Source organism: Limnohabitans sp. TEGF005, from assembly GCF_055394835.1.
Genome location: NZ_AP029226.1, coordinates 1,086,870 through 1,106,325 on the forward strand (window position 1 = coordinate 1,086,870; position 19,456 = coordinate 1,106,325).

The following is a 19,456-nucleotide window of genomic DNA, read 5'->3' on the forward strand; positions in this document are numbered from 1 at the left end:
AAAAGCGCAACTGTTTGCGCCCAAGTTCAGGACCGCATCACACACATTTGTCGCGACTGTTGTGTGATGGTTTTGCGTTACTTTATTGGTAATAAAATACGCATTTTCCCGTTTGGCTTGGGCATGAATCGTTTGGCGTGTTTTCTATTGAGTTTTGCATCCTCATTGGTGTGGGCTCAGTCACGCGACTTGTTGTTGGACTTCTCGGTTGTCGTCCCGCCAGCAGTTGACAAACACCAGATCTTGCAGCCTCAGGTTCATTGGCTCATCAAGCCGGATGCCCCTGTGCACTGCGAGCAAATCAAAGACCACGACGGTTTTGCGGTCTGGCAAGAAGGCTGCGTTTTCTGGACTCGTGCGCCAGCAACTTGCACGATTGTGACCACAGGCCGCACGACTCATTCACAGGTAGGGCGTTTATTTTTGTTGTGTTTGACGGCAGGAGAGCCTGCATGATTTGCTCGCGGGGTTGTTGGATGAGCACGGTTCTTTTTGGTGGCTTATTGGCTTTGATGTCGCCTGTTCTTCTGGCCCAAACCCAGGATGTCAATGACCTGCCAGATGCTATTTTGTTGCGCAAATTTCGCCCGCCCATGGTGGATCGCATGCGTTTTGAGCCTTTACCGCCCGAGCAGCGCATGCTCAATGAACCCAAAGTAAAACTGTTGGTCCGCAAGGACGGCTATGAATTTTGCTCTCGCATTACAGGGGTTCCGATCAGCCCCACATCACGTCCCATGGCTTGTGCTTACTGGAACGTTAAACGCAAAGAGTGCACAGTCATCACACCTGAAGTGACGGGCTACAACTATGTAGGGCATGAAGTCCGTCATTGCTTTGAGGGGGCTTTTCATGATTGATTCATGTTCGCCTCAAATGTCACAAAGGACGGTCAATCTAAGGCGTGAATGGCTGAAAAAGTTCTTGCTGCTGGCTTGTTCGGGCATGTTGTTGAATGCCCCGGCGCAGGACAAACCACGCATGCGCGTGGGTTTTATTTCCCGCTATCAGCCCTATAGTTTTTTGCAGACCGATGGCAGTTTGACGGGTTTTGATGTGGAGGTGGTCAGGTCATTGCTGGGTGCATTAGGCCTCGCGATGGTGCCAGTGACCGATACCTTGACCAACTTACGCAAAAAACTGCAAAACGGCGAAATTGACTTTATTGGAAATCAACTGTTGGTTACACCAGAAAATCGTCGCCATTTTGATTTTGTAAAGTCTTATGCGACGATTCAATTGGTGAGTGTGCTGCACGAAAACGATGAGCGCGATCTGATGAGCCTTGATGATTTTTTGGGCAAGAAACTGGGTGTGCTGGCCAACACCGGCATTGCTGCCCAAGCCCGAGGGGCTCTGGGTAATTCAGTACAGACTTTTGAGCGCATTGAGGACGCTTTTCGTGCATTGGTTGACCGCAAACTCGATGCCGTACTCGAAGAAAACCTGATTGCCGAGTACCACATAGAAAAGGGCGATTTGCCGCTCAAGGTGGGCGTTCCTTTTGCGGCGCCCCTTCGTGTGGGCATGGCTGTTACAAAAGGCAATAAAGGCCTTGAGCAGCGCTTGTCCCTGGGTGTACAAACCCTCGTCAATGACAAAAGCTTCAAAGCGATTTCGATGCGCTGGTTTGGTTACGATGTCAGCCGGCCCAGGGTGTCTCACGCCTCCAGTCAATAAACCGCTTGGCGCGTCGGCAGTGTCAGGCATTTAGCAACGCCTGCATGGACTTCTGAGTGTTTCTACTCTCTCGCAATCCAAAGGTTTCATTGGACAATGATTTTTTCGCGAAGGAAACTTAATGAGCCTGTTTAAATTACTCCCTCTGTTGGCCGTTTTGGTGCCCAGTGCCCAAGTGCAAGCACAAAACCGTGAAGTCAACATCATCTGCTCGGCCCAAGCGGCTTGGTGCAGCATGATCGCCGTCACTTTTGAAAAGAGCCAGGGCATCAAAGTCAACATGACGGCCAAGGGCTCCGGCGAGGCCATTGCCCAACTGACCGCTGAAAAGGCCAACCCCAAGACCGACATCTGGTTTGGTGGGACGGGTGATCCGCACTTGCAGGCCGCCGAGCAAAACCTGAGCCTCGAATACAAATCGCCCGCATTGTCCAAATTGCACGACTGGGCTCAAAAGCAGGCTGCGCAATCGGGCTACAAAACTGTGGGCATTTATTCCGGCCCCTTGGGTTTTGGCTACAACACCGAATTGCTGGCTAAGAAAAAAATGCCAGTGCCCAAGACTTGGGGCGATCTGCTTAAACCCGAATACAAAGGCGAAATTCAATCGGCCAACCCGGCCTCAAGCGGCACGGCTTACACCATGATCGCTACGCTGGTTCAACTCATGGGCGAAGACAAAGCCTTTGAATACCTCAAGAGCCTGCACAAGAACATCGGCACCTACACCCGCTCGGGCACTGGCCCCATCAAGGCCGTGGCTCGTGGCGAGACGGCCGTGTCGATCAGCTTTGTGCATGACGGCCCTGGCGAAAAAGCCCAAGGTTTTCCCATTGAAACCATCACTCCGGCCGATGGTACGGGGGCCGAGATCGGCTCCATGTCCATCGTGCGCGGTAGCCGCAATCTGGAAGCCGCCAAGAAGTTTTACGAGTGGGCCTTGACGCCGGCAGCGCAAGAGTTGGCCGCAGCGACCTTGCAATTTCAGTTGCCATCCAACAAGGCGGCCAAGGTCGATCCGCGTGTGCCGGACTTCCGCAAAATCAAAATGATCGACTACGACTACGCCAAATATGGCCAGACGGCAGAGCGCAAGCGCTTGATTCAGCGTTGGGAAAAAGACGTCAACAGTCTGCCGCGTTGAGTGAGAAACTGAGATGAATCCAGCGCTGCGTTTGCAGCGCGCTTTGCAAGGCTGGGTGCTTTTGGGCCTGCTGAGCTTTGCGCTGCTGCCTTGGTATTTTCTGCAACAAATGTCCCTGATGGACGCTTTGCCTGGCATCTGGGCAGGCGCCGAAACGGCCAGTGGCTGGGTGCAGTCGAGCGGGCATGGACGGCCTTGGCTGTGGTCGGGATTGGCGGGCTTGCTGGTGTGCGGGCTGGCAGTGCTGGTGCCTTGGACTGCCCGCACTCAAGGCTGGCTGTTGTTGCTGGGCAGCCTGATCGGTTTGCTGGGCTTGCTGAGCAGCGGGTTTGCCATTGGGGCTACAGGCTGGGTATTTGAATCGCTCACCACCCTGTGGGGCGTCTTGCCCACAGGCCAATACGGCATGGGCTGGGGCGCTGCCCTGGTTTTGTTTAGCCTTGTGGTGTTGTTGGGCGCGGCGCTGGCCCGGTTGGGCGCGTTTCGGGGTGATGTGTTTGTGGCCTCTGCTGTGGTGCTGTGCAGCGCCTTGCTCGCGCTGTTTGTGGTGTACCCGGTGCTGCGCTCGTTGGTGGCTGCCTGGGTGGACGACACCGGCGCTTATGCCTGGATGCACCTGCTTGAACGGGTAGCCACTGAACGGGTTTGGGGTTTTGGCTGTGTGCAAGGGGCAGGGCGCTGCGGTGTGGCCTGGAACACCTTGTGGCTGGCGTTCATCACCGCCACTGGCACCACGGTCATGGGCACCCTGTTGGCGTTGTGGGCCGAACGTGGCAACACGCGTCTGGCTAAGCCGCTGAACATTTTGGCGATGCTGCCCATCATCACACCGCCGTTCGTGGTGGGGCTGGGTTTGATCTTGCTGTTTGGCCGTGCGGGCCTTTTTAATCAGGCGCTTGAGTGGGCTTTTGGCGTTGAGCCGGGCCGCTGGTTTTACGGCGTGTTCGGTATCTGGCTGGCGCAGATGTTCGCCTTCACGCCGATTGCCTTCATGATCATGCGCGGCGTGGTGCAGGGCGTGAGCCCCAGCATGGAAGAGGCCGCGCAAACTCTGCGTGCCAGCCGCATGCAAACCTTCTGGACGGTGACGTTGCCCCTGCTCAAGCCCGGTCTGGCCAACGCATTTTTGGTGGGCTTCATCGAGAGCATGGCCGACTTTGGCAACCCCATCATCGTGGGCGGGCAGTATGCGGTACTGTCCACCGAAATCTTTTTTGCCATCGTGGGCGCGGCGCTTGACCCCGGCATGGCGGCGGCGTTGGCGTTGGTGTTGACTGGTTTTGCGCTGGCGGTGTTTTTTGTTCAGCGCCAGGTGTTGGCTGGCAGCAGCTTCACCACGGTCTCGGGCAAGGGCGACGCAGGCGTGGCCATGGCTTTGCCGCCCGCCGTGTTACGGGTGTGCCGCAGCATCGCAGGGCCATGGTTGTTGTTCACTGTGGTGGTGTACCTGTTTGCCTTTGCGGGTGGCTTTGTGCAGACCTGGGGGCGCGACTTCACGTTCACGCTGGGGCACTTTAAAACTGCGTTTGATGTGCAGTTGGGCGAGTTTGGCTGGGTGTTTGCAGGCACCGCCTGGAAGTCGCTGTTCACCACACTCAGCCTTTCTGCCATGGCCGCGCCCATTTGTGCGGGCCTGGGCTTGCTCATGGCATGGTTGCTGGCACGCACCGAGTTCCGGGGCAAGGCGGCGTTTGAGTTCTCTGCGTTGCTGACCTTTGCCATTCCGGGCACGGTGCTGGGTGTGAGCTACATCCTGGCCTTTAATGTGCCGCCGGTGGAGCTGACTGGCACCGGCTTGGTCATCGTGCTGTGCTTTGTGTTCCGCAACTTGCCGGTGGGCGTGCGGGCGGGTACGGCGGCCTTCAAGCAGCTCGACCGCTCACTGGACGAAGCCTCGCAAATGCTGCGGGCCAGCACGCTCACCACGCTGCGCCGAGTGGTACTGCCGCTGCTCAAGCCTGCGCTGGTGGCCGCCTTGGTCTACAGCTTTGTGCGCTCCATGACCACGGTATCGGCGGTGATCTTTTTGGTCACGGCGCAGTACGAGCTGGCCACCACTTACATCATTGGCCGCGTGGGCAATGGCGACTACGGCGTGGCGCTGGCCTATTGCACCGTGCTGATGCTGCTCATGTCTGTCATCACCTGGGGCATTCAAAAGTTGGTGGGCCAGCGGCAATTGGGTCGCCGAACCGCTGCATCCACCCCGGCTTGAAACAAGGACTTAAAGCGATGGGCATTCAATTCAAACAAGTCACCAAGCGCTATGGCGGTGCAGATTCGCCGCTGGTGGTGCAGGGCATCGACTTTGTCGTACCCAAGGGCAGCCTGACGACCATTCTTGGCCCCTCGGGCTGCGGCAAAACCACCACCTTGCGCATGATCGCCGGGCTGGAAGCGCCCACGGGCGGACTAATTTCGATTGACGGTGTGGATGTAACGCACTTGGGGCCGTCCGAGCGCAACGTGAGCATGGTGTTTCAGAGCTATGCGCTGTTCCCGCACATGAACGTGATTGGCAATGTGCGCTACGGGCTGGATGTGAGCGGTGTGCACAAAACAGAGGCTTTGGAGCGCGCCCACAAAAGCTTGGCGCTGGTGGGCCTGGCGGGCTACGAAGAGCGCCTGCCCAGCGAGCTGTCGGGCGGGCAGCAGCAGCGCGTGGCCCTGGCTCGGGCCCTGGTGTTGGAGCCATCCGTCTTGTTGTTTGACGAGCCTTTGTCCAATCTCGACGCTCGGCTGCGCCGGTCTATGCGCGACGAAATTCGCCACCTGCAGCAGCGCCTGGGCCTGACGGTGGCTTATGTCACGCACGACCAAAGCGAAGCGTTGGCGGTGAGTGACCAGATCATCGTGATGGAGGCCGGGCGCATCGCGCAGGCGGGCACGCCGCAAGACTTGTACGAACGGCCTGCATCCGCTTTTGTGGCGGGCTTCATGGGCGAGGCGGTGTTGTTTGACGGCCAGTCCCTAGCCGATGGTTCGGTGCAGTTGGGGCCACTGCGTTTGTTGCCTCGCCATCCGGTGGCATCTGGTGCGGTTCGGGCAGCGGTGCGCCCTGAAGCCTGGCTGGTGGGGCGCGAACTGGCCGGCGGCGAACAGCCCGCGCAAATGTTGCCTGCGCAACTCAAGCAATGTGCCTATCTGGGCAGCTTTTTCGAGCTGACATTCGAGACCGAGCTGGGTCCGGTTTTTGTGGTCTCGCCTGAGGTCGAGCGCGACTGGCGCATCGGCCAGGTGTTGGCCCTGAGTTTGCCGGGGCAAGGCGTCTCGGTGGTGGCGGTTTGAAAGAAAGTGCAGTCATGAGCCAAGACGTCGTGTTTGATCTGGGCGGTGTGGTCTTTCGCTGGGAGCCGTTGGTGGTATTGCAAACGCTTTTTCCGAAGCAAGTGACCGACGAGGCGGTGGCAAAGCAGTGGTCGGGTGAGATTTTTCAGACTTTTCATCCCGATGCCGATTGGGCCTTGTTTGACCTCGGGCGCATCGATCCAGAGCCGTTGGCCCAGCGCATCGCAGCCCGCACCGGTCTCGCCGAGGCCGATTTGCGGCACCTGATTGCCAACATCCCAGCACACCTGTTGCCCATGCAAGGCACCGTGGACCTGATCCACGACCTCAAAGCGCAAGGCCATCGGCTGTACTTTTTGTCCAACATGCCCGCAAGCTATGCCGATCATCTGGTGCGTGAAAACAGCTTTTTCAGCCAGTTTGAAGAAGGTATTTTTTCAGCGCATGTGCAACAGATCAAACCGCTGCCCGATATTTTTGCCACCGCACAGGCCCGCTGGCCTCTGCGCGGTAAGCCTGTGTTCATCGACGATGTGCAGCACAACATCGACGCCGCTGAACAGCACGGCTGGCAAGGTATCCGTTTTGAAACGCCTGCGCAAGTGAGGGCGGCGTTGGTGGGGCAGGGGTATTTAGCGGGTTGACTTATCCCGCAAGAGCGATCTCTTGCAAAGATCGCTCCTGCGAAAAAGTTGAGCTCAAGCTTTGGCGCCGTGGGCCAACGCCCGCGCACGGCTAGCAGCCAGTGCCGCTGCATCGGGTGCTGACAAATCCCAGCCCTGCATGTGGTCCAAGCTGATGTCGGCAAGCGCCTCGATCCATTGCGCGTTGTTGTTCAGGCAGGGGATGTAGCTGAAGCTTTCGCCGCCCGCATGCAAGAACGCTTCATGCGCTTCTTGCTGAATTTCTTCCAGCGTTTCCAGGCAGTCGCCCGTAAACCCTGGGCAGATCACATCAACCTTTTTGACACCTTGCTCGGCCATGGCAATCAGTGACGGCTCGGTGTAAGGCTCCAGCCATTTGGCCTTGCCAAAGCGGGATTGGAAGGTCAGTTTGTATTGGTCTTTGCTCAGGCCCAGTGCTTCGGCCAGCAGGCGGCCGGTCTTCATGCATTCGCAGTGGTAGGGGTCGCCCAGGTGCAGTGTCCGCTCGGGCACGCCATGAAAGCTCATCACCAACTTTTCGGCTTGGCCGTGGGCAGCCCAATGTTCGCGCACCGTTTGGGCCAGTGCGTTGATGTAGCGCGGGTCGTCGTGATAGTGGTTGACAAAGCGCATCTCGGGGATCAGCCGGGTTTTGAGGCCCCAGCGGTAGACGGCATCGAACACGCTGGCCGTGGTGGTACCGCTGTATTGTGGGTAGGCTGGAACGATCAACACGCGCTGCACGCCTTGGGCCTTGAGTTCATTCAGTTGCTCGGGGATGGACGGCTGACCGTAGCGCATGGCGTAACGCACAGTCACGCTGTGGCCGCGCTCTTGCAAGGCGGTGCCCAGCGATTGGGCTTGTTGTTCGGTGAATACTTTGAGCGGCGAGCCCCCCTCGGTCCAGATGCTGGCGTATTTGGCGGCCGATTTTTTAGGGCGCACGCGCAAGATGATGCCGTGCAGGATCAGCCACCAGATGGGCTTGGGGATCTCAACCACGCGGCTGTCCCCCAGAAATTCGGCGAGGTAGGTCCGCAGGGCCGGGGCCGTGGGCGCACTGGGTGTGCCCAGGTTGCAATAGATCACGGCGGTGCGGGGCGAATGGGCGCCGGGCTGCCCATGCTGGAAGGAGGGTTCTTTGTTGAATGCCATGCGGTATTCTCCCTCACCATGCTTGACATCTCCCGCATCCGCGCCATTACCCTTGATCTGGACGACACCTTGTGGCCCGTCTGGCCGACCATCCACCGCGCCGAGGTGGTATTGACCGACTGGCTGATGCAGCATGCGCCTGCCACGGCGGCACTGTCCAAACAGTCTGAGGTCAAAAAAGCCGTGCGGGCCGAGATCAATGCCCGCCATGCCGACCGGGCGCACGACCTGTCTTTTTTGCGGCTGGAAGCCATTCGTGCGTTGCTGCTGCAAGCCGGTGACCCGACCCATTTGGCTGAGCCCGCATTCGAGGTCTTTTTTGCCGAGCGCCAGCGGGTCGACCTGTTTGACGACGCGCTGCCCGCTTTGACTTTTTGGAGCCAGCGATACCCGGTGGTGGCGCTGTCCAACGGCAATGCCGATGTGCACCGCGTGGGCATTGGCCAGCACTTTCACGCCAGTGTGAGCGCCAAGTCGATGGGCGTCGCCAAACCTGACTTGCGCGTTTTTTTGGCGGGTGCTGAGGCCGCAGGCGTTGCCCCGCACGAGGTGCTGCACATCGGTGACGACGCGCACGCCGACTGTGTGGGTGCGCTGGCCGCAGGCATGCAAGTGGCCTGGCTCAACCGCGAAGGCCACGACTGGAGCCACGGCGACACCCGCCCGCACCTGGAGGTGCGAGACTTGCACGCGCTGTGCGCCTGTTGGCGCGAATGAGATTTTTAGGTCGGCAGCTTTAGCCCCAATAAGGCCGCTGCACAGCGTGAGCAATCTGGAGGTTGACATGACATTGAAAATTTACGGCATTGGTGCCTCTCGCGCCGTGCGTCCCCTTTGGACGGCGTTGGAGTTGGGTGTGCCTTTTGAGCACATCGCCACGCCTTATGCCGGTGGCGCAACCCGCTCGCCCGAATTTTTGGCGATCAACCCCAACGGCCACATCCCCGCTGTGGTGGACGAGCGTCCCGAAGGCGCGGTCACCGTTTGGGAGAGCATGGCCTGCGCCCTTTACATCGCCCGCGTTCATGGCCAAGCCGATGGTCTCTCGATCGCGCCTGCCAACGCCCGTGAAGAAGCCGAAGCCCTGCGATGGGGCTTTTGGACGGTGTCCGAACTTGAAAAAGACGCGCTCACCGTGCTGATGCACCGCATGGTCATGCCCGAAGCGCAACGCAAACCCGAGCTCGCCGATCAAGCCGAAAGCCGCATCAAAGTACCTCTGGCGGTGCTGGAAGAGCACCTTCAAGCGCAACACACCAAAGGTGAGGCTTACCTGGCCGCCAACCGCTTTACTGTGGCCGATGTGTGCGTGGCCAGTGTGGCCAGTTGGATTCGCCCGGCAGCGGGGCTGCTCGCGCAACACCCGAGGGTGTCGGCTTGGCTGCATGCTTGCGCAGAGCGCCCTGCACACAAGCAGGCGCGGGGCATGAAGTAAATCGAGGTGATCGTGCGCAGGGCGTTCAGAAACGTCCCAGCGCCTGCATCTTCCAAGCGAGCCACAGCTTGCGCAGAGGTGTCAGCGCAATGCGCTGGTGCAGCACCTGGAATCCCGAGGCTTCGATCTCACGCAGCAGGGTACGGTAGATGCTGGCCATCATGAGGCCCGGTTTTTGTGCGCGTCGGTCTGCGGCGGGCAGCAAGGCCAGGGCTTCGTCATACAGGGCATGGGCGCGTTCGGTTTGGAACTTCATCAGCGCGGTGAAGCCGTCAGAGTAAGTACGTTGCATCAGATCTTGCGCTTTGACGCCAAAGCGCTGCTGTTCGTCCAGCGGCAGGTAGATGCGCCCGCGCAGCGCGTCTTCGCCCACGTCGCGAATGATGTTGGTCATTTGAAAGGCCAGCCCCAGCTTGTGTGCATAGGCGGTGGTGGCCCCATCCGTTTGACCAAAGATGCTGGCGGCGACTTCGCCCACTACACCCGCGACCAAGTGGCAATATTTTGTGAGGCCCGCAAAGTCGAGGTAGCGGGTCTGGTTCAAGTCCATCTGACAGCCTTCGATCACGGCCATCAGGTGACGGCTTTCGATGCCAAAAGCAGGGGCCAGCGGCATCAGGGCGTGCATGACCGGGTGGGTGGGCTGGCCTGCGTAGGCTTGCTGCACTTCCTTTTGCCACCAGCCGAGTTTGGCGGCGGCCACGCTAGGGTCGCTGATTTCGTCGACCACGTCGTCCACTTCCCGGCAAAACGCATAAAAGGCCGTGATGGCCGCGCGGCGTTCTGGGGGCAGAAACAGGAAGGCGTAATAGAAGCTGCTGCCTGATGCGGCGGCTTTTTGCTGGACGTAGTCTTGCGGGTTCATGGGCGCTGATTTTCGCACCCAAATGCAGCGCTCAAGCCGGGGTGTCACCGGACAATTGTCGGAATTGGCTCTCCAGCGCCGAGGGCGAAGCCCAGCCCACGGTGATGTGCCACATCAGACGGCGCATTTCATGGCGCGGCATTTTCACGCGCCGGGTCAGTGCCGAGGGCCCAGCTTGGCGCAGCAGTGCCACGGTGCGTGCACCGATGAGTGCGGGCAAAGCCGTGGCCACGCGCAGGCGCAAGGGCTTCAGGGCCAGGGCGTAGCGCATGCCATCGGCCAGTTGTGCTTGGGTGCGGTCCAGCCACTGGGTGTACAGAGGTGCCATTTTTTGCAGCGTTTCGATGTGGCCTGTTTGGGCGGCGTGGGCCAGCATGTGCGGGGTCAGGCCCACGCTGGCCAAAGTCTCAACGGGCCAATAACAACGCCCGGCGGCCAGATCGGCACCGACGTCGCGCACGATGTTCAGGCGTTGCAAACCCATGCCGTATTGGCGTCCGATGTGCATCATCTCGGCTTGAGGCAGGCGGGCGTAACCGGGCAGATGCCGACCGCACAGTTCTGTCCAGAATTCGCCCACGCAGCCAGCCACCAGCCAGGTGTAGTCCGCCAACTCGGTTTCTGTGTCGAGGGCTTGAATGGTTTGTGGGCCGTGGCCAAAGCGGGCCATGTCCTGTTGCTGGCCTTGGGTGATGTGGCTCAGCACCAGACGAACGCTGGCCTGATCGGCTTCGCCCAGCGTTTGCAGCAATGGCAGGCATTGGGGCAGGGCCTGCATCAAGGCACGTTCGTGCGGGTCGGTTTGTTGCGCGGCAAAAGCTTGAGTCAGGCGGGCCAGTTCACTGTGGTGTTCGGTTGATGCGCCCGGCGCGGTGATGACTTTCGTCATGAGATCCAGCAAGACTTGACGCTCTGCCAGAGGCAAGGTGGTGGTGTCAGCCACGGTGTCGGTGGCACGGGCCAGCAGGTAAGCAATGGCCACTGGCGCTTGCAAAGTGCCCGGCAACAGGCGAATGGTCAAGTCAAACGAGCGAGACACGCCGCGCAAGATTTGGCGCTGTGTCGTGCTCATGACGCTGTGCTTTTTGCGCTCGAATAAAGTGGTGATGTGCATGGTCAATCGCTATTGTCGCTTGACAGACCGGACGACTTTGAATAGATTACTAACCAGTCAGTCATTATTATTTTCTCGGGAATGCCCATGTCTTCAACTTTGTCACTCGCCACTGGGCGAGTTTTCCGTTTGTGCGCGATCGCTCTGTGTGTGAGTACTTTGGTGGCGTGTTCCAAAACAGAACCACCCAAAGAGCCGTTGAGATCGGTCAAGTTGATCACGGTGGCGGGTAGTGCATTGAATGTCGAGGGCGAATATTCGGCCGAGGTGCGGGCAAGGGTTGAGTCGAGACTGGGTTTTCGTGTGGGTGGGAAACTGGTGCAGCGCCCTGCCGAGCAGGGACAGCGGGTGGACGCAGGCCAGTTGCTGGCCCAAATTGACGCACAAGACTACCAATTGGCTGCGCAAGCGGCATTGGCTCAGGTGAGTGCGGCGCAAAGCCAGCGCGATCTGGCGGCGGCAGAACTCAGACGCTATGAAGCCTTGAAGGCGCAAAACTTCATCAGTGGTGCCGAGTTGGAACGGCGCGACACCACACTGAAAGCGGCCGATGCGGCCCTGAATCAGGCCAAAGCGCAGGCGCAGGCTCAAAGCAACCAAGCCGGTTACACCCGCTTGACGGCCAGCCATGCTGGAGTCGTCACGGCGGTTGAAGCTGAAGTTGGTCAGGTGGTTTCCGCAGGTCAGCCTGTGGTGCGCCTGGCCCACGATGGTCCTCGTGATGCGGTGTTTGCGGTCTCTGAGAAGATGGCCTTGGCCCTCAAAGTGGGCCAGAGCATGCAAGCCACATTGGTCAGTACCGGGCAGCCCCTGAAAGGCACAGTTCGCGAATTGGCGGCCAGCGCCGATCCGGTCACGCGCACCTATGCCGTCAAGCTGGCGCTGGACGCCTCGGAGCGATTGCCTTTGGGGGCCACGGTCAACGTGTTGGCGGCCCATTTGCCAGGCAGTCAGCCCGCGGTGATCAAGTTGCCCACCAGCGCATTGCGCCAGGAAGGCCAAGGCACTGTGGTTTGGGTACTGGATGAGGCCAGCATGACGGTGAACACCCAAGCAGTAGAAGTGAGCATGGTCGATGGCAATGAGGTGGTCATTCAGTCTGGCTTGAAGCCCGGGCAAAAAGTGGTGAGCGCAGGTGTGCATGTCCTGTCGCCTGGCCAGAAAGTCACGGTTTATGGCGCTGCTGCCAGTGGCGCAGCGCCAGCAGTTGCACCTGCCGGACCCGCATCAGCTCCTGCATCTACAGCGCAACGGTGATCGCATGAGCAGTACTGACAACACCCAATTCAACCTCTCGCGCTGGGCGCTTGAGCACCCGGCCCTGACCCGCTACCTGATGGTGGTGCTGATGGTGCTGGGCATGGCGTCTTATTTTCAACTGGGGCAGGACGAAGACCCACCTTTCACTTTTCGGGCGATGGTGGTGCGGGCCTATTGGCCGGGCGCGACGGCAGAGCAAATGGCCGAGCAGGTGACCGACAAGCTGGAGCGAACCCTCCAAGAGGTGCCTTTTGCCGACAAGATCCGCAGTTATTCCAAGCCGGGCGAGGCGCAGATCATTTTCCAGATCAAGGACAACTCCAAGCCGGGCGATGTGCCCCAGGTCTGGTATTCCGTGCGCAAAAAAATCGGCGACATGCGTGGCAGTTTGCCGCCTGGCGTGGTGGGACCGTTTTTTAATGACGAATTCGGCGATGTCTATGGCGTCATCTATGCCTTGAGTGGTCAGGGCTTTACGGCGGCAGAGGTCAAAACCCAGGCCGATAGCCTGCGCCAGTCGCTTTTGCGCGTGCCTGATGTGGCCAAGGTCGAGCTGTTTGGTGCGCAGGACGAAAAAGTCTTTATTGAAGTGTCGCAAAAGAAGCTGGCCCAAATGGGCCTGGACATGGGCGCGGTACTGGCGCAGCTGGGTCAGCAAAACGCGGTGGAATCGGCGGGCAGTTTGCAGTCACCTGTGGATGTGGTGCAGGTGCGTGTGGGAGGGCAGTTTCAGAGCCTGGAGGCCTTGCAGGCCATGCCGATTCGCGGCGTCTCGGGAGCCCAAATCCGTTTGTCGGACATCGCCGTCGTGACCCGTGGCTACGTGGATCCGCCGTCTGTCAAGGTGCGCCATGAGGGTCAGGAGGTGATCGCACTGGGCGTGTCCATGGCCAAGGGCGGCGACATCATCGCTTTGGGCAAGTCTTTGCGCCAGACAGTGGCCAACATGGAGGCCGCCTTGCCTGCGGGCATGATCCTGACGCAAGTCCAAGATCAGCCGAGCGCAGTGTCCAATTCGGTCAATGAATTCATCAAAGTGTTGATCGAGGCGGTGGTGATCGTGCTGGCGGTGAGCTTTTTGGCACTGGGCCTGCACAAGCGGCCAGGCAACAACCCCTTGTGGCGGCGCTGGACGCTGGACATCCGGCCTGGCCTGGTGGTGGGCATCACGATCCCATTGGTGCTGGCGGTGACCTTTTTGGCCATGCATTACTTTGGCATTGGCTTGCACAAAATCTCGCTGGGTTCGCTCATCATTGCCCTGGGTTTGCTGGTGGACGACGCCATCATCGCGGTGGAGATGATGGTGCGCAAGATGGAAGAGGGCTACGACAAGGTACGCGCAGCCACCTTTGCCTATGAGCTCACGGCCATGCCCATGCTCACGGGCACCTTGATCACTGCTGCGGGTTTCTTGCCGATCGGCATGGCCAAGTCCATGACCGGTGAATACACTTTTGCGATTTTTGCGGTCACCGTGGTGGCTTTGCTGGTCAGCTGGGTGGCTTCGGTTTACTTTGTGCCCTATCTGGGTGCTTTGCTGTTGAAGCCGCCAGCGCATGCCGTGTCGGCCGAGCATCTGGATTCGGCCGAGATGTTTGACACACCCTTTTACCGGCATTTCCGCACTTGGGTGACCTGGTGTGTCACACACCGCTGGAAGACGATTGGCATCACCGTGTTCTTGTTTGCCATGGGCATTGTCGGCATGGGCAAGGTGCAGCAGCAGTTCTTCCCTGACTCCAGCCGCCCCGAAATCATGGTGGATTTGTGGCTGCCCGAGGGTTCGCCCTTCAAGGCCAGCGAGGACATGGCCAAACGCGTTGAGCAACGCTTGGCCCAAGAAGACGGTGTCAAGTCCGTCACGGCTTGGGTGGGTTCGGGCGTGCCGCGCTTTTATTTGCCACTGGACCAGGTGTTTCCTCAGACCAACGTGTCGCAGCTCATCGTGCTGCCTGACGACCTGAAAGCCCGCGAGGTGTTGCGTGCCAAGCTGCCCGCTTTGCTGGCGCAAGAGTTCCCCGAGGTGCGTGGCCGCGTGAAGTTGCTGCCCAACGGCCCGCCCGTGCCTTACCCGGTGCAGTTTCGTGTGGTGGGGCCAGACCCCAAGGTGTTGCGTCTGAAGGCCGACGAGATCAAAGCCGAGATGCGCCTGAACGCCAACACCCGGGGTGTGAACGACAACTGGAACGAGTCGGTCAAGTCGGTACGACTCGAAGTGGACCAAGCCAAAGCCCGCGCTTTGGGCGTGACCAGCCAGTCGATTGCGCAGGCTTCGCGTACCTTGCTCAGTGGCTCGACGGTGGGCCAATTTCGCGAGGGTGACAAGTTGATCGACATCGTTTTGCGCCAACCCTTGGCCGAACGCGATGCCTTGTCCGATCTGCGGCAAGCTTATGTAGCCACTGCGTCTGGGCGGTCCATACCATTGCTGCAAGTCGCCAACCCTGTGTTTGCTTGGGAACCCGGCGTCATGTGGCGCGAAGGCCGTCAATACGCCATCACGGTGCAAGCAGACATCGCCGAAGGTTTGCAGGGGGCCACGGTCACGTCTCAATTGCTGCCCTCTCTGAAAAAGACCGAAGCCACATGGCAAGGGCAGGGCCTGAGTGGCTATCGCATTGAGGTGGCGGGCGCGGTGGAAGAAAGCTCAAAGGGCTCGGCCTCGATTGCGGCAGGTGTCCCGGTCATGCTTTTCATCACCTTCACGCTGTTGATGCTGCAGCTGCAAAGTTTCAGCCGTGCCATGCTGGTGTTTTTGACAGGCCCTCTTGGCATGGCCGGCGTGGCGGGTGCTTTGCTGGTGTTGAACCGTCCGTTTGGCTTCGTTGCTTTGCTGGGTGTGATCGCGCTGATGGGCATGATTCAGCGCAATTCGGTCATCTTGATCGACCAGATTGAGCAAGACCGTGCCGCTGGCGTGGCGCCTTGGCAAGCCATTGTCGAGTCGGCCGTGCGGCGTTTGCGCCCGATTGTGCTCACGGCAGCGGCGGCTGTTTTGGCCATGATTCCCCTGTCAAGGAGCATCTTTTGGGGCCCTATGGCGGTCGCCATCATGGGCGGCTTGATCGTGGCCACGGCGCTCACACTGCTGGCGCTGCCTGCGATGTACGCGGCCTGGTTCAGGATTCCACGCCCAAATGAAGCCCGTGCCTGAATTTGGCCAATTGAAGCGGCTAAAATAGAAAGTTGACCGATTTCAACCGGGCGGTCAGGTGCGTCAGGCGGCTTTGTGCCGACTGACGGTCCTGACGCCCTTTTTGTTTGGACCTGCGCGGGTGGCGAAATTGGTAGACGCACCAGGTTTAGGTCCTGACGGTGGCAACACTGTGCGGGTTCGAGTCCCGCCCCGCGCACCAACCGACTTTTGGCCAAAGGGGCAACCCAGCGGCCTGAGAGACATTCAATTAACCGAGAACGACGATGACTGTGACTGTTGAAACCCTTGAAAAGCTGGAACGCAAGATCACCCTGACTGTGCCCGTGACGGCCATCCAGTCTGAAGTGGATGCACGCCTGAAGAAAATGGCACGCACCGTCAAGATGGACGGTTTCCGTCCAGGCAAAGTACCCATGAATGTGGTCACCCAGCGCTATGGCTACTCGGTTCAGTACGAAGTTCTGAACGACAAAGTCGGCGAAGCTTTTGCTGTGGCCGCCAACGAAGCCAAAGTGCGTGTGGCCGGTCAGCCCCGCATCTCTGAAAAAGAAGGCGCACCTGAAGGCGAGTTGAACTTCGAAGCCATTTTTGAGGTGTACCCCGAAGTCAAGCTGGGCAATTTGGCCGATACCGAAGTTGAAAAACTGACCGCCGAAGTCTCTGACGCCGCCATCGACAAGACCGTAGATATTTTGCGCAAGCAGCGCCGCACTTTTGCCCAGCGTGCCCAAGACGCCGCTGCGCAAGACGGCGACCGCGCCACCATCGACTTCGAAGGCAAGATCGACGGTGAAGTGTTCTCTGGCGGCAAAGCCGAAGACTTCCAGTTCATTTTGGGCGACGGCCAGATGCTCAAGGAATTTGAAGATGCCGTGCGTGGCATGAAGTTTGGCGAAAGCAAGACTTTCCCGCTGGCTTTCCCTGCCGACTACCACGGCCAAGACGTGGCTGGCAAAACAGCCGACTTCATGGTGACCGTCAAGAAACTCGAAGCGGCCAACCTGCCTGAAGTCAACGAAGCACTTGCCAAGTCTTTGGGCATTGCCGATGCGACCGTTGAAGGTCTGCGTGCTGATATCCGTAAAAACCTCGAGCGCGAAGTCAAATTCCGCTTGCTGGCCCGCAACAAGCAAGCCGCCATGGACGCTTTGGTGGCCAAGGCCGAGCTGGACTTGCCCCAGTCGATCGTTCAGTCCGAAATTGAGCGCCTGAAAGACGGCGCCCGCGCTGACTTGAAGCAACGCGGCATCAAGGACGCCGACAAAGCCCCAATCCCTGACGACATCTTCCGTCCTCAAGCCGAGCAGCGCGTGCGCCTGGGCCTGGTCGTGGCCGAAGTCGTGCGTGGCAACACACTGCACGCCAAGCCAGAACAGATCAAAGCCCACATCGAAGAACTGGCCGCCAGTTACGAGCGTCCCGATGACGTGGTGCGTTGGTACAACAGCGACAACCAGCGTTTGGCCGAAGTCGAAGCCGTGGTCATCGAGAGCAATGTGTCTGATTTCGTCCTGGCCCAGGCCAAAGTGGTCGAAAAAGCCATCACTTTTGAAGAGCTGATGGGCCAACAAGCCTGATAGAACTTTGATTCTATTGAGAATGGGGCTTGTGCCGGGCTTGCAGTCTGGCAAACAAGCCCCATCTCTTTGGTGGGTTGAAAACTCGGGTTAAAGTCATCTGTGACATTCTTGGAGAAATGATGAGCGCACTGGAAATCACAAATTTGGGCATGGTACCCATGGTCGTTGAGCAGTCGGGACGTGGCGAACGCGCCTACGACATCTATTCGCGTTTGCTCAAAGAGCGCGTGATCTTTTTGGTGGGTGAGGTCAATGACCACATGGCCAACCTGATCGTCGCCCAGTTGCTGTTTTTGGAGAGCGAAAACCCCGAAAAGGACATTTCGCTGTACATCAACTCGCCAGGTGGCTCGGTGAGCGCCGGCATGGCGATTTACGACACCATGAACTTCATCAAGCCCGATGTGTCCACCTTGTGTAACGGCATGGCCGCCAGCATGGGCGCGTTTTTGCTGTCATCGGGTGCCAAGGGCAAGCGCTTTTCGCTACCCAACTCCAAGATCATGATTCACCAGCCTCTGGGCGGTGCCCGTGGTCAGGCCACAGAGATCGAGATCGCTGCCCGTGAAATCGTGAAGACCCGTGCACACCTCAACCGCATCTTGTCCGAGAACACGGGCCAGCCGCTGGAAAAGATTGAGCTTGACACCGAGCGCGACTATTACCTGTCTGCGACCGAAGCCAAAGACTACGGTTTGGTGGACGAAGTCATTTCCAAACGCGCTTGAGGGCGGCCGGTTCATCCGGCTCCCTGGCTGACGGCGTTTACCTTGAACGGGTGAGCGCCGTTTTTCTTTCGTTATCATTGATGAATTCCGGATTCCGAGGCGACATTTATGGCCGATAAAAAAGGCTCAACTACTGAGAAAAACCTGTTCTGCTCCTTTTGCGGCAAAAGCCAGCACGAGGTCAAAAAGCTGATTGCAGGTCCATCGGTTTTCATTTGCGACGAATGCATTGACTTGTGCAACGACATCGTGCGCGATGAACTGGCCACCACGACTGTGGCCGATGGGGCCAAAGAAGGCTTGCCTACTCCACTGGACATCAAGACCAACTTGGACAACTACGTGATTGGCCAGGAAAAGGCCAAGCGAAGCCTGGCGGTGGCGGTTTATAACCACTACAAGCGCCTCAAGCACAAAGAAAGTGCGAAGAAAGACGACGTCGAACTGGCCAAAAGTAACATCTTGCTGATCGGCCCCACGGGTTCTGGCAAGACCTTGCTGGCACAGACCATGGCACGCATGCTGGACGTGCCTTTTGTTATGGCCGATGCCACCACCTTGACCGAAGCGGGTTATGTGGGTGAAGACGTCGAGAACATCGTCGCCAAACTCCTGCAAACCTGCAATTACGATGTGGAGCGTGCCCAGCGCGGCATCGTCTACATCGATGAGATCGACAAGATCACCCGCAAGTCCGATAACCCCTCGATCACGCGTGATGTGTCGGGTGAGGGCGTTCAGCAGGCTTTGCTCAAGCTGGTCGAAGGCACCATGGCCAGCGTGCCTCCGCAGGGCGGCCGCAAGCACCCCAATCAAGACTTTTTGCAGATCGACACCACCAACATCCTGTTCATTTGCGGCGGTGCATTTGCCGGACTTGAAAAAGTCATTGAAAACCGCACCGAGTCTGGTGGCATCGGTTTTGGTGCAACAGTCAAGAGTAAGAAGCAACGTTCCATCACGGACGTGTTCAATGAAGTTGAGCCCGAAGATCTGATCAAGTTTGGTCTGATTCCCGAGCTGGTGGGCCGTTTGCCTGTGGTGGCCACTTTGGCTGAGCTGAGCGAAGATGCTTTGGTGCAAATTTTGACCGAGCCCAAAAACGCAGTGGTCAAGCAGTTCACCAAACTGCTGGCCATGGAGGGCGTGGAGCTCGAAGTCCGCCCCAACGCGCTAGCAGCCATGGCCCGCAAGGCCTTGGCCCGCAAGACCGGTGCCCGTGGTCTGCGGTCCATCATGGAGCAGGCCTTGATCGATACGATGTTTGAATTGCCCAATGCGGTCAATGTTGAAAAAGTGGTGGTGGACGAGTCCGTCATCGATGACAACAAGCCACCGCTGCTGGTTTACCGCGAGTCGGCCAAACAGGCCTGACCCACATGCGCAGCACCGCGATGGAGCCC

At 58.8% G+C, this 19,456-nt stretch carries 17 protein-coding genes and 1 tRNA gene; 15 read left to right on the top strand and 3 right to left on the bottom strand.

Annotation, left to right across the window (positions count from 1 at the left end):
* Positions 1-66: 66 nt before the first annotated feature.
* The 7 genes from ACZ5RG_RS05210 to ACZ5RG_RS05240 all read left to right on the top strand — a co-directional run bounded on the left by ACZ5RG_RS05210 (position 67) and on the right by ACZ5RG_RS05240 (position 6,756).
* Positions 67-456 carry a hypothetical protein gene (locus tag ACZ5RG_RS05210; RefSeq protein ID WP_298596211.1) on the top strand — a complete coding sequence of 130 codons (390 nt, stop codon included), beginning with the start codon at positions 67-69 and terminating at the stop codon, positions 454-456.
* A 20-nt stretch (positions 457-476) separates the two neighbouring features.
* Positions 477-860: a hypothetical protein gene (locus ACZ5RG_RS05215; RefSeq protein WP_298596209.1), complete on the top strand. Its 384-nt coding sequence runs from the start codon at positions 477-479 to the stop codon at positions 858-860.
* Complete coding sequence (locus ACZ5RG_RS05220; RefSeq protein ID WP_464447961.1) at positions 820-1,680, top strand: substrate-binding periplasmic protein; 861 nt, start codon at positions 820-822, stop codon at positions 1,678-1,680. The genes ACZ5RG_RS05215 and ACZ5RG_RS05220 overlap by 41 nt, the downstream gene beginning before the upstream one ends.
* 121 nt (positions 1,681-1,801) lie before the next feature.
* Positions 1,802-2,824 carry an ABC transporter substrate-binding protein gene (locus ACZ5RG_RS05225; RefSeq protein ID WP_298596205.1) on the top strand — a complete coding sequence of 341 codons (1,023 nt, stop codon included), beginning with the start codon at positions 1,802-1,804 and terminating at the stop codon, positions 2,822-2,824.
* 13 nt (positions 2,825-2,837) lie between these two features.
* Positions 2,838-5,039 (top strand): ABC transporter permease, encoded by a 2,202-nt coding sequence (locus tag ACZ5RG_RS05230; protein ID WP_464447962.1) that lies wholly within the window; start codon positions 2,838-2,840, stop codon positions 5,037-5,039.
* A 17-nt stretch (positions 5,040-5,056) separates the two neighbouring features.
* Positions 5,057-6,112 (top strand): ABC transporter ATP-binding protein, encoded by a 1,056-nt coding sequence (locus ACZ5RG_RS05235; RefSeq protein ID WP_464447963.1) that lies wholly within the window; start codon positions 5,057-5,059, stop codon positions 6,110-6,112.
* Positions 6,113-6,126: 14 nt separating this feature from the next.
* Positions 6,127-6,756 carry an HAD-IA family hydrolase gene (locus ACZ5RG_RS05240; protein WP_464447964.1) on the top strand — a complete coding sequence of 210 codons (630 nt, stop codon included), beginning with the start codon at positions 6,127-6,129 and terminating at the stop codon, positions 6,754-6,756.
* A gap of 54 nt (positions 6,757-6,810) precedes the next feature.
* On the opposite strand, the gene hemH is transcribed toward ACZ5RG_RS05240, so the two are convergent.
* On the bottom strand, positions 6,811-7,911 hold the full coding sequence (gene hemH / locus ACZ5RG_RS05245) for a ferrochelatase (protein ID WP_464447965.1): 1,101 nt from the start codon (positions 7,909-7,911) through the stop codon (positions 6,811-6,813).
* A gap of 18 nt (positions 7,912-7,929) precedes the next feature.
* Between hemH and ACZ5RG_RS05250 the strand changes: the two genes are divergently transcribed.
* Together ACZ5RG_RS05250 and ACZ5RG_RS05255 are read left to right on the top strand one after the other, a co-directional pair.
* Positions 7,930-8,628, top strand: coding sequence for an HAD family hydrolase (locus ACZ5RG_RS05250; RefSeq protein ID WP_298596195.1), 699 nt, complete (start codon positions 7,930-7,932; stop codon positions 8,626-8,628).
* 67 nt (positions 8,629-8,695) lie between these two features.
* Entirely contained in the window at positions 8,696-9,346 is a 651-nt protein-coding gene (locus tag ACZ5RG_RS05255) for a glutathione S-transferase family protein (RefSeq protein ID WP_464447966.1), read from the top strand.
* A 25-nt stretch (positions 9,347-9,371) separates the two neighbouring features.
* Here the strand turns inward: ACZ5RG_RS05255 and hpnD are convergent, their stop codons facing one another.
* Together hpnD and ACZ5RG_RS05265 are read right to left on the bottom strand one after the other, a co-directional pair.
* Positions 9,372-10,211 (bottom strand): presqualene diphosphate synthase HpnD, encoded by an 840-nt coding sequence (gene hpnD, locus ACZ5RG_RS05260; RefSeq protein WP_464447967.1) that lies wholly within the window; start codon positions 10,209-10,211, stop codon positions 9,372-9,374.
* Between the two features lie 31 nt (positions 10,212-10,242).
* Positions 10,243-11,325: a phytoene/squalene synthase family protein gene (locus ACZ5RG_RS05265; RefSeq protein ID WP_464447968.1), complete on the bottom strand. Its 1,083-nt coding sequence runs from the start codon at positions 11,323-11,325 to the stop codon at positions 10,243-10,245.
* A gap of 81 nt (positions 11,326-11,406) precedes the next feature.
* On the opposite strand from ACZ5RG_RS05265, the gene ACZ5RG_RS05270 reads away from it, so the two are divergent.
* The 6 genes from ACZ5RG_RS05270 to clpX all read left to right on the top strand — a co-directional run bounded on the left by ACZ5RG_RS05270 (position 11,407) and on the right by clpX (position 19,427).
* Positions 11,407-12,582: an efflux RND transporter periplasmic adaptor subunit gene (locus tag ACZ5RG_RS05270; RefSeq protein WP_409418276.1), complete on the top strand. Its 1,176-nt coding sequence runs from the start codon at positions 11,407-11,409 to the stop codon at positions 12,580-12,582.
* Between the two features lie 4 nt (positions 12,583-12,586).
* Positions 12,587-15,742 (top strand): efflux RND transporter permease subunit, encoded by a 3,156-nt coding sequence (locus ACZ5RG_RS05275; RefSeq protein ID WP_298596186.1) that lies wholly within the window; start codon positions 12,587-12,589, stop codon positions 15,740-15,742.
* A gap of 115 nt (positions 15,743-15,857) precedes the next feature.
* Positions 15,858-15,944 (top strand) — tRNA-Leu (locus tag ACZ5RG_RS05280).
* A 64-nt stretch (positions 15,945-16,008) separates the two neighbouring features.
* Positions 16,009-17,322 (top strand): trigger factor, encoded by a 1,314-nt coding sequence (gene tig, locus ACZ5RG_RS05285; protein WP_298596184.1) that lies wholly within the window; start codon positions 16,009-16,011, stop codon positions 17,320-17,322.
* Positions 17,323-17,444: 122 nt separating this feature from the next.
* Positions 17,445-18,053, top strand: a complete 609-nt coding sequence (clpP, locus tag ACZ5RG_RS05290; RefSeq protein WP_026036449.1) for an ATP-dependent Clp endopeptidase proteolytic subunit ClpP — start codon at positions 17,445-17,447, stop codon at positions 18,051-18,053.
* Between the two features lie 108 nt (positions 18,054-18,161).
* The gene (gene clpX / locus ACZ5RG_RS05295) at positions 18,162-19,427 is read left to right on the top strand and encodes an ATP-dependent Clp protease ATP-binding subunit ClpX (protein WP_019428829.1); all 1,266 of its coding nucleotides are present in this window, start codon (positions 18,162-18,164) and stop codon (positions 19,425-19,427) included.
* Positions 19,428-19,456: the final 29 nt, after the last annotated feature.